General features: G+C 60.6%; 15 protein-coding genes, 1 tRNA gene and 3 pseudogenes. 8 read left to right on the forward strand and 11 right to left on the reverse strand.

Annotated elements, in window-relative coordinates; all coding sequences use genetic code 11:
• Window positions 1–6 precede the first annotated feature (6 nt).
• On the reverse strand, window positions 7–888 hold the full coding sequence (locus H0194_RS05890; RefSeq protein ID WP_185175038.1) for an FHA domain-containing protein: 882 nt from the start codon (window positions 886–888) through the stop codon (window positions 7–9).
• A gap of 226 nt (window positions 889–1,114) precedes the next feature.
• Here H0194_RS05890 and H0194_RS05895 point away from each other — a divergent pair.
• A tRNA-Leu gene (locus H0194_RS05895) sits at window positions 1,115–1,199 on the forward strand.
• A gap of 119 nt (window positions 1,200–1,318) precedes the next feature.
• On the opposite strand, the gene H0194_RS05900 is transcribed toward H0194_RS05895, so the two are convergent.
• The gene (locus H0194_RS05900) at window positions 1,319–2,497 is read right to left on the reverse strand and encodes an IS256-like element IS3507 family transposase (RefSeq protein ID WP_185175039.1); all 1,179 of its coding nucleotides are present in this window, start codon (window positions 2,495–2,497) and stop codon (window positions 1,319–1,321) included.
• Between the two features lie 258 nt (window positions 2,498–2,755).
• Window positions 2,756–3,033, reverse strand: a pseudogene (locus H0194_RS05905) (IS1249 family transposase); the annotation flags it as partial.
• A gap of 247 nt (window positions 3,034–3,280) precedes the next feature.
• On the opposite strand from H0194_RS05905, the gene H0194_RS05910 reads away from it, so the two are divergent.
• Together H0194_RS05910 and H0194_RS05915 are read left to right on the forward strand one after the other, a co-directional pair.
• On the forward strand, window positions 3,281–3,631 hold the full coding sequence (locus H0194_RS05910; RefSeq protein WP_246388803.1) for a PadR family transcriptional regulator: 351 nt from the start codon (window positions 3,281–3,283) through the stop codon (window positions 3,629–3,631).
• The gene (locus H0194_RS05915) at window positions 3,628–4,134 is read left to right on the forward strand and encodes a DUF2812 domain-containing protein (protein WP_185175040.1); all 507 of its coding nucleotides are present in this window, start codon (window positions 3,628–3,630) and stop codon (window positions 4,132–4,134) included. Before H0194_RS05910 ends, H0194_RS05915 begins: the two co-directional genes overlap by 4 nt.
• A gap of 34 nt (window positions 4,135–4,168) precedes the next feature.
• Here H0194_RS05915 and H0194_RS11175 read toward each other — a convergent pair.
• Window positions 4,169–4,789: pseudogene (locus tag H0194_RS11175) on the reverse strand (PrsW family intramembrane metalloprotease).
• Between the two features lie 683 nt (window positions 4,790–5,472).
• Between H0194_RS11175 and H0194_RS05930 the strand changes: the two are divergent.
• Window positions 5,473–7,122 (forward strand): hypothetical protein, encoded by a 1,650-nt coding sequence (locus H0194_RS05930; RefSeq protein WP_246388806.1) that lies wholly within the window; start codon window positions 5,473–5,475, stop codon window positions 7,120–7,122.
• Between the two features lie 129 nt (window positions 7,123–7,251).
• Here H0194_RS05930 and H0194_RS05935 read toward each other — a convergent pair whose 3' ends face one another.
• Window positions 7,252–7,893, reverse strand: a complete 642-nt coding sequence (locus tag H0194_RS05935) for a C39 family peptidase (protein WP_185175042.1) — start codon at window positions 7,891–7,893, stop codon at window positions 7,252–7,254.
• A 389-nt stretch (window positions 7,894–8,282) separates the two neighbouring features.
• Here H0194_RS05935 and H0194_RS05940 point away from each other — a divergent pair, with 389 nt between their 5' ends.
• Window positions 8,283–9,845, forward strand: coding sequence for an alkaline phosphatase D family protein (locus tag H0194_RS05940; RefSeq protein WP_185175043.1), 1,563 nt, complete (start codon window positions 8,283–8,285; stop codon window positions 9,843–9,845).
• Between the two features lie 3 nt (window positions 9,846–9,848).
• Complete coding sequence (locus H0194_RS05945) at window positions 9,849–10,655, forward strand: polysaccharide lyase family protein (protein WP_185175044.1); 807 nt, start codon at window positions 9,849–9,851, stop codon at window positions 10,653–10,655.
• On the opposite strand, the gene H0194_RS05950 is transcribed toward H0194_RS05945, so the two are convergent.
• Window positions 10,652–11,332, reverse strand: a complete 681-nt coding sequence (locus H0194_RS05950) for a response regulator (RefSeq protein ID WP_185175045.1) — start codon at window positions 11,330–11,332, stop codon at window positions 10,652–10,654. The two genes, H0194_RS05945 and H0194_RS05950, sit on opposite strands and share 4 nt — an antisense overlap.
• Window positions 11,325–12,542 (reverse strand): sensor histidine kinase, encoded by a 1,218-nt coding sequence (locus tag H0194_RS05955; RefSeq protein ID WP_185175046.1) that lies wholly within the window; start codon window positions 12,540–12,542, stop codon window positions 11,325–11,327. The genes H0194_RS05950 and H0194_RS05955 overlap by 8 nt, the downstream gene beginning before the upstream one ends.
• Window positions 12,543–12,649: 107 nt before the next feature.
• Here H0194_RS05955 and H0194_RS05960 point away from each other — a divergent pair, with 107 nt between their 5' ends.
• Together H0194_RS05960 and H0194_RS05965 are read left to right on the forward strand one after the other, a co-directional pair.
• The gene (locus H0194_RS05960) at window positions 12,650–13,546 is read left to right on the forward strand and encodes a CPBP family intramembrane glutamic endopeptidase (protein ID WP_185175047.1); all 897 of its coding nucleotides are present in this window, start codon (window positions 12,650–12,652) and stop codon (window positions 13,544–13,546) included.
• A 104-nt stretch (window positions 13,547–13,650) separates the two neighbouring features.
• Window positions 13,651–13,827, forward strand: a complete 177-nt coding sequence (locus tag H0194_RS05965) for a hypothetical protein (RefSeq protein ID WP_185175048.1) — start codon at window positions 13,651–13,653, stop codon at window positions 13,825–13,827.
• A gap of 24 nt (window positions 13,828–13,851) precedes the next feature.
• On the opposite strand, the gene H0194_RS05970 is transcribed toward H0194_RS05965, so the two are convergent.
• The 4 genes and pseudogenes from H0194_RS05970 to H0194_RS11185 form a co-directional block, all read right to left on the reverse strand.
• Window positions 13,852–14,748: a CPBP family intramembrane glutamic endopeptidase gene (locus H0194_RS05970; protein WP_211996043.1), complete on the reverse strand. Its 897-nt coding sequence runs from the start codon at window positions 14,746–14,748 to the stop codon at window positions 13,852–13,854.
• Window positions 14,749–14,844: 96 nt separating this feature from the next.
• Entirely contained in the window at window positions 14,845–15,189 is a 345-nt protein-coding gene (locus H0194_RS05975) for a YciI family protein (RefSeq protein WP_185175049.1), read from the reverse strand.
• A gap of 9 nt (window positions 15,190–15,198) precedes the next feature.
• The gene (locus tag H0194_RS11180; protein ID WP_425486466.1) at window positions 15,199–16,128 is read right to left on the reverse strand and encodes an ATP-binding cassette domain-containing protein; all 930 of its coding nucleotides are present in this window, start codon (window positions 16,126–16,128) and stop codon (window positions 15,199–15,201) included.
• Between the two features lie 18 nt (window positions 16,129–16,146).
• Window positions 16,147–16,755, reverse strand: a pseudogene (locus H0194_RS11185) (ATP-binding cassette domain-containing protein); the annotation flags it as partial.
• Between the last annotated feature and the right edge of the window lie 118 nt (window positions 16,756–16,873).

Genomic DNA, 16,873 nt, shown 5'->3' on the forward strand with positions numbered 1-16,873 from the left:
TCCTTCCTAGCCCTCGGGCTGGTTGATGCGGACCTCGATGTTGGAATGACCGACGGTGATCACGTCGCCGTCGGCAAGCAACCAATTGTCCACCGGCGTCTCGTTGACCGTGGTGCCGTTGGTGGATTCCAAGTCTACGAGCACCGCATCGTGCCCGTTCCACATAATTTCCGCGTGTTCGCGCGATACTCCGGTATCTGGCAGGCGGAAGTTAGCGTCGTTGGAGCGGCCAATAATATTAGAGCCCTCCTGCACCAGGTAGGTGCGCGACGAGCCGTCTTGCAGGAGTAACGACACCACAGGGCCGCGCGCATCCTCGCTTGCCGACGCCCCCTGATCCATCACGCTGGCTTTATCTTCCGGCTTCTGCTGGACAAACGCAGTGGTGGCGGCGTCTGCATCGTTGTATGGCTGATTCATGTGGGTATTCTCCTGTTCCGTGGACTGTACCGGCGCTGCGTCGTCTTCTGGGTCGTGCACGATGGCCTCGAAACCCGTGTCATCCTCGGGCTCCGGATCGGCGTATGAGTTGACTCGCAGCTGACCGGTACGCAGTCCCGACTCCTCCGCGATGCGGACGACGACGGGGCCCTCAAGCGCCCACCCGTGGTTACGGATGAAGCGCCCTAACGTATCGGCGAAATTAAACGGCAAATCTTGGTCCTGCGACAAGTTCTCCAGGTCCTTGGAGGACACTCCGACCGCGAAGACGTTGGGGACAAAGACGAGCCCTTCTTCGTCCGCGGCGAGGTTGTCCTGGATTTCTTGCTTGAGCAGTTCCTCGATCTCTTCCGGCACCACCTTGCCGCCAAAGACGTAGGCCATGGCGTTATCGAGGCCGCGCTGCATGGCGGAGTCGAGCTTGGCGAAGCGTGCCATCACTGACATTGCCGGACCTCGATTCTTGTAGGGATGTGGAAGCGTTGTGGTTAAACCTTGTCCATTATAGGTGGCCACTACCCTTATAACGTAGCCAGCGCCCGGCAGGTTCCCCGGATTGCAACCGATTTGTTGCCTGGCAAGACGCTGTTTTAGCTGGCGATTTGGTGTTTTTAAGCGATTCGCGCTATCTTTAACGAGTTGCCACGGACCCCCTGGGTTCGTTTCACACCCAGCCCGGGTGGCGGAATTGGCAGACGCGCTGGCTTCAGGTGCCAGTGTCCTTATAGGACGTGCGGGTTCAAGTCCCGCCCCGGGCACAACGAGCAGTTGAACAAACTGCACCACCGGAAGTAACAAACTCGAAAGGGTATGCTACCTCCGGTTTCTTTGGCTTAAACGACAGAAAGTGTGTCTGGCTCGGCGTGTCGCGTGGGGGTTAGATTTGGCCTTTCTGGATGCCGATTGAGTGGGTGTAGTCGGTGTCGATAGCGTTGTCGTAGAGGGCTGGTCGTCCTGTTTCGTGGTCGGCTTGGTTCTCGTGTTGGGTCAGGGTGGAAACTTTGGCGAGTTGGTCCTGGCCCCAGTTGGACTGCCTGGCGATTCGTGCTGGATCGTCGGGCAGTTCGGTTTTTAAGTAGAGCCACCAATCCAGCATCCGGCGTTGTCGTTCGCCTGATCTTCCGCGGTGTGTTCTGGCAAGTAGTTTGATCTGGGAGTTGATGCCGCCTTCAAGGCTGTTGGTGGTGGATTTAATCCGGTTTTTCTCCAGCACACCTTCTGGTGGGGTGAGGTAGACAAACAGCAGGTCGGAGCGCCAGAGGTGGTTGAGGCTGTTGTAGGCCTTGCGCACGTTGTGATGTGTCCACGTGCGGGTCCATGTACCTGTTTTAGGGTCTTTGACCGTGGTTTTCTCGTCCATCCAGGAACGGTAGATCGTGGAGAATTCGTGCAGTTGCGCACCCCATGCTGCTGCTTGGTCCAGGGTGGTGATCCGGGTCAGTTTCAGCGCCAGTCGGTAGATGGTGCGCCCAGCATCAGTGCGGGGACGTGAGGTGGTGTAGCGGCGTACCACGCGTTGGGCGTGCACGAGGCAACGCTGGATTTTCGTGGTGGGCCAGCACTTTTTGATCGCGCTAAACGCTCCCTGGCCGCCATCGATAACGGCGATAAGTGGGGCTTCGATGCGCTCGAGAAGTCGTTGGTAGTCGCGCGTGGTTTCGTGTTTGCACCAGTGCCAGGCGATGACATGGTCGATAGTGGCGGCAATGATCAAACAGCCGCCGGCGGTATATGTGCCGTCTAGAAACACCTGGTCGTAGACCCGCCCGATGTGTCCGATGGTTGGATCGGGTACGTCAACGAGCCAGAAGGGTTCGAAGCGGCGTTGCAGTGTGCGCGGCGAGCATCCCACACGGCTGGCAATGGTATCGAGGCTGGCGCCAGTGGTCAGGTGGTCAATGAAGGCGGTAAAACCCGTGGAATTGGTGATGTCGATCCGGCGCTTCACACGCGACGCGCCGCAGTGTTTGCATCGCCACCTGGTAGTTCCTTTGCTGGTGGTGTCGTTGCGTTTCATCTCACCGCCGCAGTGGCAGCGTGGTTGGTTCTTTGACATTGTGACACCACACCACGCCGCATGTAGCACATCACTGCTGCCACACCGTGGATTTACCGTCCCGGAGCCAGATATATGCTCCCGGAGCATATACTTCTCTGAAACCTAGAGGTCAACCACTACAAATCACCGAATCCAGACACACTTTCTGTCGTTTAACCCGTTTCTTTTGTTTCCCGGTTACTGAGGGGCGAGGATTGCGGGTTAAGTAGCAAAAGTGTGTCTCTCGGCGTGTCGTCGGTAGATACACTTCTTTTATCAGAGGGGGCCTTTTCTGATGTCGATGTTGTGTTGGTATTCGCATCCGATAGCCTTGTCATAGAGGGCTGGGCGTCCGTTTTCGTTATCGGCGGCGTTGAGGTCTTCTGGTTCTAGATCGGTAACTTTGGCGAGTTGATCTAGTCCAAAATTGCACTGCCTGGCGATCTGTAGTGGGTCGTTAGGCAGTTGTGTTTTAGCATTGAGCCCCATTCCAGCATTTTGCGTTGTCGTTCTTCGCTTCGCCCTCGGTGCATTCTTGCTAAGAGCTTCAGTTGGACTAAAGCTTGCTCGCTAGGTCGGGGTTGGGGCGGGTGTACTTTTAACGCTGGCCGTGTGTTGTCGAGGGATAGGAAGAGCAGCTTAGTTCGGGCTTGTGGCAGGCTCTTGAGTCCGAGCAATACGGCGAGCGGCTGTCCACATGTTAATCGGAGTGGACCCACCTGCCTCTACCGGAGGGTTTGCGTGTGATGTTGCGGCGAGGGCAACTTTGTGATTCTATATCAATCATGGATATATCATTTAATGATCCTTGTTGGCGGGGTGGTGTTGTTGGCACGAAGTTCCGGGTTTAGAAGTGGAGAGTTGGCTGATACTGCAGTGCATGTTTTGTTGGCGCTCGTGCGGCCTCGACATGGTTATGCCGTGATGCAATTCCTTGAAGAACAAAGCCATGGGGCAATTTCATTGGGACCTGCATCGCTGTATAGCACCTTGAAGAAGTTGTCCGAGGCTGGATTCATTACAGAGTTGGAAAACGACCAGAATCGGCGCGTGTATCAACTCTCTGAGACTGGGCAAAAGATTTTAGGGCGCAATATTGAACGTCGGCGTCAACTTCTGGCGATGGCTGATCAAATTTTGGAGGAAGTATGAAAACGGTAAAGCTGAGTGGCGGGATGGCTTTTAGCCAGGACAGGGAGCTCGAGACATTTTCGCGCATGGCTGCTCGAGGAAAACGGTTGGTTGGTCTTGGTGCGCTGGGGCATGGCTGGAGCTTTGAAGATGCAGAACCTGAGCAGGCAGTATTTGATGTGGCCTATGAGTCTGAACCAGACTCCGGATACTTTGAACTGTTCGACAAGGCGGGGTGGACCCCTGTGCTTTCTCATGGGAATATGCATGTCTTCAAAGCTGCGCCGGGTACTCCGCCTGTTCATACCACGGTTGAGTCGCAGCGCGACGAGTTGGTTGCTTTGCGCAATTTTTTTGCGCGCTATGCTGTCGTCCCGGTCGGGGTTTTCGTTATTGTTGGCGTGCTGACATCCATTGTGGATTGGAATGAGTGGGTTGAGTTCGGTCTGCTTTTCGTGGCCTTCATTCCGTTGGTCTATGCCGTGATGCCGTTGATTGCCTATACGGTGAAGTTGTCCAGGTGACTTGGTTAAGGATCGCGCTGGAATATTCTGAACATCAATGGGGGTTGCCAGTGCGGTGAGTGAAACCGGAGCGCAGTAGTTCAGGGCTGTGGTTCTCCTGCTTGTGGACAGGGAGGAAAGTTGGATCGTTTTGCAGCTTGAGCACATAAGCTGTGTGAGTACCATCTGTCATGGCAAGTTGATGCGCTCGGCGGGCAAGGACAAAAAATGTTGGGTAAACGATAGCGGCTGATGAGGCTAGGGGGACGTAGGCCCACCATGCCTGTGTATCGAGCATGAGGTTCCATGTAAAGTGTCCAGCAAATGCAAGCCCAAGGAAGCCTCCGGCATAGCCGATTCGTTTGGGCCGGGACCATCCGGCAGCAAAGAGCGCCCAGCCAAGTACCCAGCCAGCGATACCGGTGAATACTACGAGGAGGCATGTTCCGGCGGCAATACGCAGGAGCCTGGTGTTCCAAAGTCTGCCCTAGTCGGAGACTGGGTCTGTAAGAGCACCCATGAAGCCGTAGAAGATGTATTCTGCGGTTTCGAAGCCGAGGCCAACTACGGCGCTGCCGAGGAATCCGTGCCATGGGCGGTGCAGTTCACGGAATGTGACCAACAGTAGGAACAGTCCGAGTGCTTTTGCGAGTTCTTCTGGATATGCGCCACCCACAGAGGCACCGAGTGCATCCCACTGCCATTAGTCGATAATGCCGGACCAACTTGGCCCGACCATAAAGGCTATCCCGAGTTTTAAGCGCGGTGTTCGGCGTGAGCCGATGCTCTACATCTCGCTCGCCCTGTGGGTGGCCTCGACTAACCTTTCAATCCAAGAGTCATTCGAGCGGAAAACCGCAAGCCAAGAATCAATGGCACGACTCCGCATGGTTCGTGAGGACACCGGCCGTGACCTTGCCAAAGTCCCGCCGCGGACTTAAAGCCTGGGACATAGTCTTAAACGTATGTTCTAATGCTCACCTGGCCTTTGCTAGGTGGGCATTTTTCATGTCCTTCCTTTGTGCTATGCGCTCTCGCCGACCGGTGAGGTGGTGATTCTAGGGCCGTATTTGTTCCAATAAGGGTGAAGGTGTGGGCGGAATTAATTCTCGGGAGATTTCGTATCCACAGGTCGGGAGAGGCTTCTTGAAAATCCGTGTTGAGCAGCCATCGTGAACATCACACAACATTGCTCCGCTGCGGCGGGGCTTTTTCGTTTTTACTTACCCCTTGGGACGTGGGTGCGCTGGCGGAAAATTTACGTAGCGAGCGCAAGCTGGAAGAAATCGGCGTCTGAGAGCACGAGTTGCGCTCGCAATGTAAAAGTGGGTTATGTGTCCAAGAAGTAGGGTTTTAATCATGAACCCTATTGACTATGTGCGCTGGATGGGAATTGCCGCGTGGACGTGCGGAGCAGAGATTCCGCGGCGTTCGGTGGTGGTGGCGCCGGGGCCGGTGCCGGGGCGAATCGTCATTCAGTCCACTGGGGGAAACGCTCAAGTATTGACCGGCATCGAGCGCGAACACATGCACATTCAATGGTTGCTTGGCGGCGCGCCTCGCGATGAAGGTGCGCTGGACTACGTCTACCACCAGCAGTTAAACATCACGACGCCGGAGGATTGTGACGGGACCTTCGCGGTTGTCGACGTCGCTCGTGTGGGCGCGCAAGACTACAGCCCGGAGGCGTCGCTGGAGCTCGCACGCCGTTATGGCAGCACGGAAGCAGGCGCTAGGTTAGCGGAGCACATCCCGTCCTGGAACAGGGCAGAGCCGCTGGGGCTGCTTGCGCTGGCCGTGCGCGAGTATTTCACGGAAGCTGTAGTCCGCGAGCGCACGAGGGAATTCGTCCGAGCCGCGGGAGTCTTAGGCTGTGGGCGCCTCGCATATAGCGTGACGAGTTCGTCATCGCCGATGACGCTGCATGCGCTTGCCGGGGAGCCGCTGTTTAGCCGCGACGTCGTGGAGCACCTCATTGAACGGGCGCAGGTGTTTGCGAATACGTTCGGAAGCGAGGTTGATTGCCACGGAGCATTCCCAGAACTGAGCCTCCACACGGAGTTTCCTGCCACAGTGCATGAACCGGACGCGGAGGGTATTGCGATTTCGCTGTACCGGATCCCGCTGAGTGCGGATATGCTGCCGGCGCCGTGGGTGGGCGAGGAGCACAACGTGATCCTGCACCGCGATCCCCACAGCGACAGTGTTCAGGCGCGCGCGTTTGTTCCGGGGGAGAGCATCGTTGATCAGAGGATTCATGTGGGTGGCTATCTCGACTCCGCTGCGGTTGTCGCTGAAATGCAACAAGACAGCATGGCGGCGGATCCGCACGGGCTTGGTGCGCACGCCACCAAGGAGGTGTTGTGGGAATCGCTGGCTACCTGGGGGCAGGCGGCCGCTGGTGCTGTGCACGCGGTGCGGGCCAATAACGTGACACGGGTGGGTGATTCGATAGACCAGCCACTAATGGCCATCGAGGTGTCACCGCAGGCGCCGGCGGGTGCCGTGGCGCACGACGTGTGCGACGTCCTCGATGCTTTGGGAGTCGGCGCATCGGTGGATTTTCCCGTGCAGGTGGTCTCAGAGCCGATCCCGCGCTCGGAAGGGTTGCCCGCCCTGTGGCCGCGGGCGCTGGGCGCTCGGCAGCTCGCTGTGACGGATCGAGCACTCGCTTTAGCGGCGGTGCGTGCAGTGGTGCGCGAGACGCGTGCGTCATGGGTCGGCGTGCGGCACGAGCGGGATGTGGATGGCGAACACCGCATCATGGTGGCGGTGGCGGGGGAGAGCAGCGGCGAGCTCGAGCGGTTGGTGCACGCGAGCGTCGCGTCGAGCTTTCCCGGCGCCCAGGTGACGTGCGAGGTCATCGATGCCAGCGCGCTTAACGACGCCGCCGCGTGGATCACCGCCGCGGGCTACCATCCGGTATCCGGGTATTTGCCTGCCTTCATGCAGCTTGAGCGCTACGCGATGCCCGGCGCGCCGTACGGTTGTGCTTCGGCGACGATGTAGTGGGCGTCGGCAAGCATGTGCTGCAACGAGCGCAACGAACCCGTTGGCGAGGTTGCGGGCACTAATGCCCGTGCGGCTGCTCTCTAGTCGAAGGTTGTCTCGAGCAGAGCTCAATGTCGAGGGGCGGTGCTACATGGTGTAGACCCACGGGGTGTTGCCCTCAGCGGACTGGGTGATGATGTTGGTCAGCTGCTGCTCGGTGGCCTGGTAAGAAGCTTCCTCGACCTTGAGCGGATCGTTGACGGTAAACGTCTGGGTCTCGGAGTTGTAGCCCGAGATGTAGACGTAGTGGCCGAAACCGGGGCGCGCCTTCTCGTTTGCGATGACGCCGGTTGTGGTGAGGATGATGGCGCTCTTGCCGTCCTTGATGTCCTGGATGGCGTTGGTGGCATTGGCGCCCAGGTACTGGGTGCCGGAGACACCGCGGGCATTGAGGATGTTGATCATGTCCGGGGTCTGGAGGTAGCCGGAGAGGTTGCCGCGGATGTCGGTCATGGCCTGGGCTTGGCTCTCGGCGGTGTAGCTGTCGGGGAGGTTACCACCGTTTTGCAGCAGTGCCATCAAGATGGTCGCGGGCCCGCAGTCAATCCATTCGGTGCCCTGGTCCTGGTCCTGGTTGATGTACTGGAACTTATGCGCGGTGGCGGCGCTTGCGGTGGCAGCACCGAACTGTGGGGTTGGGGTGGTGTCGGGGGCGGGGGCAAATCCGCCGGCTGCAGTAGCGGCAACGAGTACGCCGGCGGTGATTGTGCGCTTGAAGTGAGCAAACATTGAAATCTCCTGGTAGGTCGGACTCTGGTTGGGGTACCCCACTGGCTGATAGGCAGCATCGCGATAGCGGGATAGCCAGACCGTATAACACGAAGATTATGTGTGCTAGGCGACGGCGGGTGTCGGCTTCCTGGGATCTCATTTGTCGATTCAAATAGCTCAGTGGGAAGATCTTCATGATGCGGTGGGGTGATGGACTGTGGTGATGGTGGTGGCGGCCAACAAATTACTTGCGCGTTGAACGAAAAAGAATTTTGGCCCATACAACTGGGAAAACGTCAATTAAGCGTCTCATTTAGTGGGATTATTCTTCGCGCTGCAGAATCATAACCGCGGTGTTATTGTTCTTGCGTTCCGCACTCACAGGTACGAAGAAAGGACCCACAACCTTGTCTGATCACCACCTCAGTCGCCGGAGTTTGTTGAAGCTTGCCGGCCTTAGCACCGCCACCATCGCGGCGGGAATCGCTGCGCCCGCGCACGGGCAGGGATCGTCCACGGCGTCGAGTAGCTCCTCGCGCACGTGGGGCAAGGATTTGTTCGGGCTCGGCGTCGCATCCGGCACCCCGCGCTCGGATTCCATGATTTTGTGGACCCGCCTCGCCCCGGAGCCCCTGGCGGAGGACGGCCACGCCGGAATGCCCCTCAAGGACGTCCGGGTGAAGTGGGAAGTAGCCAGTGCGGAGGACAAGGACTTTGCTCACCCCGTCGCCCACGGCGAAGCCATGGCGCAGCCTGACCTCGCACACTCGGTGCACCCGCAAGTCACCGGGCTGGAACCCCGCACTGACTATATTTATCGCTTCCACGCGCAAGGGTCTACGAGCCCCGTCGGTCATTTCCGCACCCTGCCCGCGCCGGGCAAGGACGTGGACAACTTCACCTTCACGGTGGCCTCGTGCCAGGCCTGGTACCACGGCCACTACACCGCGTGGAAGCACATGGTGGAGGAAGAAGACCTGGATCTCGTGTTCTTCGTCGGCGACTACATCTACGAGTACGCCATCCTGGAAGGCGACAACCTGTGGCGCCACGGTGCACAGGTGCCCGAGCAATTCCAGCACGTAGTGCAGACCCTCGAGCAGTACCGCTTGCGGTATTCCTTGTTTAAGTCCGATAAGCACCTCCAGGCCGCGCACGCCGCGCACCCTTTCATCGTGATCTGGGATGACCACGAGGTGGAAAACAATCACGCCGGTCTGTGGTCGGAGAAGGGCACCACCGCGGAACACTTTGCCTATCAGCGTGCCGCCGCCTACCGCGCGTTCTATGAAAACACCCCAGTCGCGCCTGAGGCTTTCCCGGAGGGGCCGAACTCGCAGATCTACAACTCCTTTGACGTGGGCAACCTCCTGCGCTTCGTGAACGTTGATACCCGCCAATACCGTTCCGCGGTTCCGGATGATGAGACCCAGACTGCTGATCGCAACATCCTCGGCGAGGAGCAGGAAGCTTGGATGACCGAGCGGTTCCAGACGTCGCCGGCCACGTGGAATGTGCTCACCAACAGTGTCGTGGTCGCGCCTATCGCCGACGACAAGATTGACATGTGGGACGGCTTCCCGGCTTCTCGACGCCGCCTCCTTGACCTCTTCCGCGAGATCAGCAACCCGGTGGTGCTCACCGGTGACATCCATCAGCACTGCGCCGCGGAGTTGTGGGATGACACGAGCGATCCGGAGTCCTCGCTCGGCGTCGAGCTCATTGCGACGTCGATAGCCTCCGACGGCGACGGCCAGGCTGGCAGCACGAGTGACGATTGGCTCGCGCACGACTACGTCAAGGACATGGATAAGCGCCGCGGTTATATCCGCGTTGATGTCACCCCGGACCGCCTGGATTCCGAGTTCGTGGTGGTCCCCTACGTTGAGGCCGACGATCGCGCACCCCGCGAGGTTGCCTTCGCCTACACCACGCCTGCCGGCTCCCACCGACTTGAAAAGGAGAACTAAGAGATGCGCACCCCAAAGGTTTCTTCAGTGAGTGCCGAGCCTCAGCTCATGGCCAACCGCGTGGAGTGGGAGCCCCTGGGCTTCTCGACGCCCCTGGATCACTACCGCGTCGAAGGGCACAGCGGCTCTGGCTGGACGTTACTGGGCAAGACGATCTTCCCCTTTTTCCTGCACGACCGCCTCGATCCGCAGGGGGAGAAGTGGAAGTATCGCGTCATCGTCGTCGACGCCGCGGGCAACACGTCAGGTCCCTCCCGCCCGGTCCGCGCGGCGTCGCTACGCTCGGCAACCACCGGGACGAAGCTCGCGGCGCTGGGTGAGTTTGACCTCCGCGCCTCGGAGTTCCAGTTCGCGCCCCAGGGCTACAAGAAGATCGCGGAGGCCTATCCCGACGGTGAGATCAGCATTGGCGCCGACGCCACCGCCGAGGACGTCCCGTACCTGCTTCCCGGTCCGAAGGATAAATGGGGCGGTAAGAAGTCCTACACCCTGCATTGGGACTTTGATGTTGCTGACAAGGACATTTCGCGGGCCAACACGGTGCTGGCGCTGTGGGTCATCGACACGACCAAGCTGGGCGGGACGCTGGAGCTGAAGGTCAATGACTTCACCACGTCACTTGAGCTTCCTCAAGGCGGCACTGCCGGTTCTAAGAACGACGACGCGCACACCGCCACCGCCCTGAAACCCGCGGCCTTCGAAATCCCGCTTCCCGACGGCACCTTGGCGCCCGGCCACAACACCCTCACCGCCACCCTCGCCGAGGGCGCCTGGCTCGCGTGGGATGCGGTCGGGTTCTTCACGGTCTAGCGCAAGGAGTCACGGCACCTAGTCAACAGCTGCGAGGAGCGGAAAGGCTCGACGAGGTAGCCGAACGCGCGCGCCAGGTCGAGAGCCAGTGCCGTGCGGTCAGGCGCGTGCATCTTCCGCAACAGCGTGGAGACGTGGTTCTTGACCGTGCCTTCGGCCAGGAAGAGCGCGGCGGCGATGTCTTTGTTGTTCTTGCCCTGGGCAACAAGTTCGGCCACCTGCTTCTCCGCGTGGGTCAACGTAGTAACGCCGGACTGGGGTGCACGCGAACGGTGCAGAAAGCGAGCGATGCGCGGGTCTAACACGATGCCGCCCGCGGACACAGCGGCCACCGCGTCGGCGAGATCTTCCGCGCTGATGTCCTTGAGCACGTACCCGGCAGCTCCCGACTCCATGAGGGAACGGACTAGTGACTCATCGTCAAAAGTGGTCAGCACGATGACGGGCACGTCGGGATGATGCTGAGCGCAGGTCTTGACTACGTCCAGGCCAGAGAACCGCGGCATTACGGCATCGGTGACAACCACGTCGGGGGAATGCGTTGAGATGAGAGCACTTATCCGCGCCCCATCCGTGGTGGTGGCCACCACATCGCAGGTGTCAATCGTGTCAAAGATGAGGCTGAGCCCGCGCAGCAACATCTCATGGTCATCGATGAGGATAATGCGTTTAGGCATGAGCTCCCTCCCGGGTAGCTGATGAGTTCAAGGGCAGGGAAATGGTGAGCGCAAATCCGTCATCGATGCCACCATGACTGGAGACCTTCAAGCTACCGCCGAGCACGGCTGCTCGATGACTCAGTGAACGCAGACCAAAACCTTGTGTAGCTGTGTCGTCCCCGGGGCCGTTGTCGGCGATGCGTAAGACAAGCTGGTCGTCGATAAGCACATCAATGTCTACTTCCGATACCCCGTGCCCGTGACGGATGACGTTGGTCAGCGCCTCCTGCGTGGCGGCGAGGAGGAAGTGATCCATGGTGGAAGGGATGGCGCTTACCCGTTCCGGTTCCTCGATGGTGAGGTTGACGGTGAGCGCGGTCGAAGAAAACGACGAGCTGAGCGACTGCAAGGCCGAGACGAAGGACTCGGACTCCAGCTGGATGGGGTGCAGGGCGCGCACGACCATGCGCATGTCATCGAGCGCGTCCACAGTGTTGCGGCGAGCTTGGGCGAGTTCAGACTGTGCCTTGTCGACGTCTTTTCCCATCACTCGGCAGGCATAGTCCAGGCTGAGGATGACTGCGGTGAGGCGGTGCCCGAGGCCGTCGTGAAGCGAGGACGCGATGCGCTCTCGTTCCTCCGCGAGGGTTAGCTCACGCTGTCTTGCTAAGGCCTGGCGGAGCTGATCATTGGTGATACGCAATTGCTCGGCATGGGCCTGTTTCTTCAGCGCGTCTTCCGCCGCCGTATACGTGATCCTGGTGAGCGTGATACCAACGGCGACCATGAACCCGGTTGCCAAGACTTCGGTGGCCACCTGTCCCCACTCGGAACCAATCGCGATATGGACGCCTCCGACGAGGGCGGTGGGGATCACGCCGTAGATGATGCTTGCCCGAAAAGAGATGCTTAGTCCGACAATCACGACACCCAAACACACGACCACTAAGGAAGAGGGGTTGTTGGCGGTCGCGAACACTGCGAGTACTGCGACGGCAACTACGACGGCCGCTGCCTGCTGTTTCTCACCTTTTGCCACGCACTGGCGCCACACGTAGAAACTGAGAAGGTATACCGCCAGCGTGACTAGGTGGACGTTCCAGGCGAAGGCGTGTTCGTACGGCCCTCCGAAGAGCATCATGGCCGCGGCGAGCGGCACTAGATGTTCGAGGAACGGCAACGCAATCGCGGCGGGGGACTTGGTCGGGGTCGGGGAGGAAGGCTTCACAAGAGCAACTCTATAACCGCAGGACCATGACGTGGGTCATGACTTTTTCTCTCGGGTCGTGACTGCAGTTACTGTTCCATTGACCTCACGGTTTCTAGGTTGAGGCTATGCACAAAACAGCGATATCTCAGCCCCGGCTCCCCATCACGTGGTGGGGACTGGTAATCCGTGCCTTCGTGGCAGTCTTCTTCATGTTCGTCTCCAACTTTGTCCGCGTCCCATTGCATCAGGTGGTAACCCGCGAGCGCGAGGACGCCATGGGCCTCTTGAGTACCTCCGGAATCTTCATGGTCACTCCACTCGTCGCGATCGTTCTGGTCGTTCTGTGGGTACGGTTCGTGGAGTGTAGGCCCTTGACCGCCGTCGGCCTCCCCGGGTGGCGGCGGATTCTGCCGGGCCTTGCGGGCGGGACCGCCGTGGTTGCCCTCCCCATGACCTGCGCCTGGCTCATTGCCCGAAGCGTGGGCGACGGTGGCGCTGCGGCCGCCGAAGGCTTCGATTCCGCGGGCATGGCGGCCGCATTCGTAGTTTTTGCGCTGGTGCGGTCTTATTTCCTTCAAGGTATCCCGGAAGAACTGCTGTTTCGCGGCTGGTTGTTTTCCACCACTGCGGACAGGCCGTTGTTCACAGTCGGCTGGACGACGATCGCGTTCACCCTGCCGCACCTCCTTTCTGCCGGCGGGCAGGAGAGCGCTATGGACTTTGTCATTTACCTCATCCTGCCGCTGGGCATGGGAATCGTCGGCGGTGCGGTGGTGGTGTGGAAGGGTAGCTTCTGGTGGGCCGCCGGCACCCATGGCGGCATGCATGCGATAATGGCGCTCCTCGGGTTCCTCCTTCCCATGGAGCTCAACAACACCGCCATCGTCGCGTTGGGTATCGCCAACATTGTGACGGGCATTGTGGTTTTAGGATGGCTGCGCCAACACCCTAAAGGCGAGCAGACCTTTGGTAGCGAATCAAGCTCTCCAACAGCTGTGCCAAAGTCTGGACGTGGAATTTAGTTACTGAGCGCAAGTCGCCGATTTTTGGCCCGTAAAAGGCTGACTTGCGCTCACAACGTAGATTTTTAATCAATCGCAGTGCGCCCGGCAGCACGCATTGTAGGGTGAAAACAAGAGGCACCGAGACCCGGGAGATCGCCGTGACCACCTTTGCCAGTGTTGTCAACGTAGCCATCGTGCTCATCGCCATCCCCGCCGGGATCATGCAGCGCCGCATCTCCCAACGCGCAGAAGACGCCGACCCCGAAGCCCCGCCAGGCCGCCTTGGACGTGCAGCGTGACATCGATAGGGGACGGGCGGGCTTTTAGCTGCTCCGCGCCGGGAGCCAGCAGATCGCCCCGGCGGCGATCCCCATTGCCACCGCGCCGAGCACTCCGACGGGTGGGGCGATGAGGTTGTTGGCGTCAGCGAGCCCCAGAACGAATGCGCCGGCGAGGCCGTTGAACGCGCCGTGCACAATTGCCGCCGCGGCCACGGTGCCGGTGCGCTCGCGGACCCAGGACAGCAGGAACGAAAACGGCGTGGTGAACAGCACGAACAGCGGGATGCCTACCGCCCAGTTCGGGCCGTAGTTATGCCCCAGCATGATGAGCGGGGCGTGCCACAGCCCCCACAGCACACCAATGAGTAGGTTCGCGCGCACATAGCCGAGCGGCCGCAACAGCTCAAGCAGGACTCCGCGCCAGCCGTACTCTTCGCCGAAGGCCAGTACGCCGTTGATGGTGAGCCCGGCGATCATCGCCTGCACGAAAGTGCCCGCCAGGAACACCCAGAACTGAATCGACGGCGCGCCGGGCGCGAACGCGGAGAGGTCAACGTCGGCTTGCACCGTCCCGCCGCCCGGCACCGCGCCGCTGACGAACGTCATCGCGGTCATCGCCAGAGTAATAAGGAGCATAACAAGCACGCTCCACAGCAGCACCTGGCCCAGGCCACGCTTCCAGCGCACCCGAAACGCCTTCCAGTTGGCCACGGCCAGAAATCCCTGCCCGCGACGCCATTCCACCACGACACCGGCCACCGCAGGCATCAACATCGTCACCATCGCGCCGATGCCCATGGCCAGCGGGCGTGCGCTCACTGGCACCAGGGCGATGAGCCCCGCGATGACCGCCGCGCCGCCCAACGCGATGGCGTAAAAGAGTGCGACGGATGACCACTCAATGTGTTGTTTGGCGTGATGGGGAGAGGAGGTTTTCATTCTCCTAGACTAACCTCCCCAACTTTGACGCATTTGCCCGGCCGCGGGCGTGAAATTCGGGCAAACGTGTCAAAGTCGGGGAGTGCAAGCTTGTGCTTAGCCCTGCAGCGCGCGGACCTCAACGGTCTGCCCGCACGCGGCGGCGGCCTGAGCGGCGAGCTCGGCGGCTGCGGCGTCGGTGTCCGCGGTGACTACCCAGAACCCGCCGAGGTAGGGGCCGGGGCCGGCGGGGCCGTCGGCAAGCGTGCCGTCCGGGTGCGCGCGGCGGGCGGACTCCGGGGGATTGAGCCCGCCGGCGAAGACGAAGGCGGCGCTGTCCATCAGCATCTGGTTAAACGCGTCGACCTTGGCAAAGGCCTCTTGCATTTCTTCTTCCGTCGCGTACGCACCCGTCGCGTGGACGCCGGGATCGTGGAAGACGCTGAGCATGTACTGGGCCATGGGGGCTCCTTAGGGCTGAAGGTTGGGACCAAGGGTCCGACCGGGGTGAAGGCGTTGGGACAACTCTTCATCGTGGGTGACAAAGAGCAGCGCCCCGCGCCAGTGATGCAGCGCCGTGGACAGGGCCTCCACGCCATCGATGTCGAGGTGGTTGGTCGGCTCGTCCAGAATGAGCAGACTTGGCATCGGGGAGCGGAACGTCGCGTGCGCTAGGGCTAAGCGTAGACGCTCACCACCGGAGAGCGCTGCGATGGGCTTCTGGGCATCGTCGCCAATAAAGAGCAGCCGTGCTGCGTGTGCGTGCGCGGCGGAGGGGTCGGCACCCGGGCGGGCGTCGCGAATGTGTTCAATGACCGTGGCGTGGGAGTTGGGGAAGGCGATGTCCTGCTCCACGGCGGCGTAGGGGACGCAGATGGCACCGGAATCGCGCAGCGCTCGCAGGAGCGTGGACTTGCCGGAGCCGTTCGGCCCGGCGATGCGAACCCGCTCCGGGCCAACGAGTTGGAGGCGTGCGGTGTCGACGTAATCGAGTACCACGCGTCCGGCGGGCAGGTGCGGGTCAGGCAGCTCGAGGCGGAGGAGTTCGTCTTTGCGGATGGCGGAGTCGGTGGCGGCTACCTGGGCGGCGGCCTGGTCGACGGCGGCGTCATGCAGCCGGTGTTGCTTGCCGGCTGTAGTCTCCGCGGATTGCTTGCGCAGTCCCGCGACCAGTGGAGGGAACTTCTTATTGCGCTGATCGCGCTGCCCCGCCTTGGCGTTGCGCGCAGCGGCGATCTGTGCGGCCTGCCGCTGTGCCTTCTGGGTCTTCAGCTCATTGCGGGCGGTGGCGTGGGCTTGGAGCGCCGCGTGTTGCTCGGCGGCGATGGCGTCGCGGTAGTGACTGTACGGCCCACCAAAGTGGCGGATGTGCCCGTGGTGGAGTTCGTAGATCGAATCCATCAGTTCGAGGAACTCGAGGTCGTGGCTGATGGCAAATACGCAGCGCCCGCCGCTGGCATAGCTGGTCAGGGCGTCGAAAAGCCAGGCTCGTGCGGACTGGTCCAGGTTGGAGGTGGGCTCGTCCAGCAGTAACACCTGCGGCCGGGCGCGCAGTTGCGCGAGCACGGCAATGGCGGTGCGCTCCCCGCCGGATAAGGTGCGCAAGGGCCTATCGACGTCGTCAGGCACACCCGCCCGCGCGAGCGCGGCGCGGGTGGTGTCGAGGACGTCCCAGTTGTCGCCGACCGTGTCGAAATCAGCAGCAGTGCCGATTCCCGCCTCGATGCGGGCAAGGGCGTCGCGGATGTCGGTGATGCCGAGCGTATCGGAGATGGTTATCGCCGCGACGGCGGCAGGAAACTGCGGGAGGTAGCCCACCTCTCCGGCGGTGATGGTGCCCCCGGTGGGGCGCAACAAGCCCGCGATAAGTGTGAAGAGCGTGGACTTGCCCGCGCCATTGGCACCGACCAGGGCATGCAGTCCCGGAGGCACGGTGAAGCTCAAGTCATTGAACAGATTGGGCCCGGCAGGGAAGGCCCACGTCAGTGAAGCAACGGTCAACGAGGGCTTTGCTGAGGAACTAGGCAAGAGGGATCTCCTAAAGCAATAGAAAGCGAAGGTGGCGGCTAACTATTGGGAGATCTTCACTGGCGTAACCCCTTGATGTTGAAGCGGAATGCTGGTTTTATATTAGTGGTTTTTGCTG

This window comes from Corynebacterium incognita (assembly GCF_014217255.1).
Taxonomy (GTDB): Bacteria; Actinomycetota; Actinomycetes; order Mycobacteriales; family Mycobacteriaceae; genus Corynebacterium; species Corynebacterium incognitum.

Coding starts and splice junctions, on each gene's coding strand:
- H0194_RS05890 (WP_185175038.1), bottom strand. CDS start 888: ATGTCAGTGATGGCACGCTTCGCCAAGCTCGACTCCGCCATGCAGCGC.
- H0194_RS05900 (WP_185175039.1), bottom strand. CDS start 2,497: ATGTCAAAGAACCAACCACGCTGCCACTGCGGCGGTGAGATGAAACGC.
- H0194_RS05910 (WP_246388803.1), top strand. CDS start 3,281: ATGATCCTTGTTGGCGGGGTGGTGTTGTTGGCACGAAGTTCCGGGTTT.
- H0194_RS05915 (WP_185175040.1), top strand. CDS start 3,628: ATGAAAACGGTAAAGCTGAGTGGCGGGATGGCTTTTAGCCAGGACAGG.
- H0194_RS05930 (WP_246388806.1), top strand. CDS start 5,473: ATGAACCCTATTGACTATGTGCGCTGGATGGGAATTGCCGCGTGGACG.
- H0194_RS05935 (WP_185175042.1), bottom strand. CDS start 7,893: ATGTTTGCTCACTTCAAGCGCACAATCACCGCCGGCGTACTCGTTGCC.
- H0194_RS05945 (WP_185175044.1), top strand. CDS start 9,849: ATGCGCACCCCAAAGGTTTCTTCAGTGAGTGCCGAGCCTCAGCTCATG.
- H0194_RS05950 (WP_185175045.1), bottom strand. CDS start 11,332: ATGCCTAAACGCATTATCCTCATCGATGACCATGAGATGTTGCTGCGC.
- H0194_RS05960 (WP_185175047.1), top strand. CDS start 12,650: ATGCACAAAACAGCGATATCTCAGCCCCGGCTCCCCATCACGTGGTGG.
- H0194_RS05970 (WP_211996043.1), bottom strand. CDS start 14,748: ATGAAAACCTCCTCTCCCCATCACGCCAAACAACACATTGAGTGGTCA.
- H0194_RS05975 (WP_185175049.1), bottom strand. CDS start 15,189: ATGGCCCAGTACATGCTCAGCGTCTTCCACGATCCCGGCGTCCACGCG.
- H0194_RS11180 (WP_425486466.1), bottom strand. CDS start 16,128: ATGGATTCGATCTACGAACTCCACCACGGGCACATCCGCCACTTTGGT.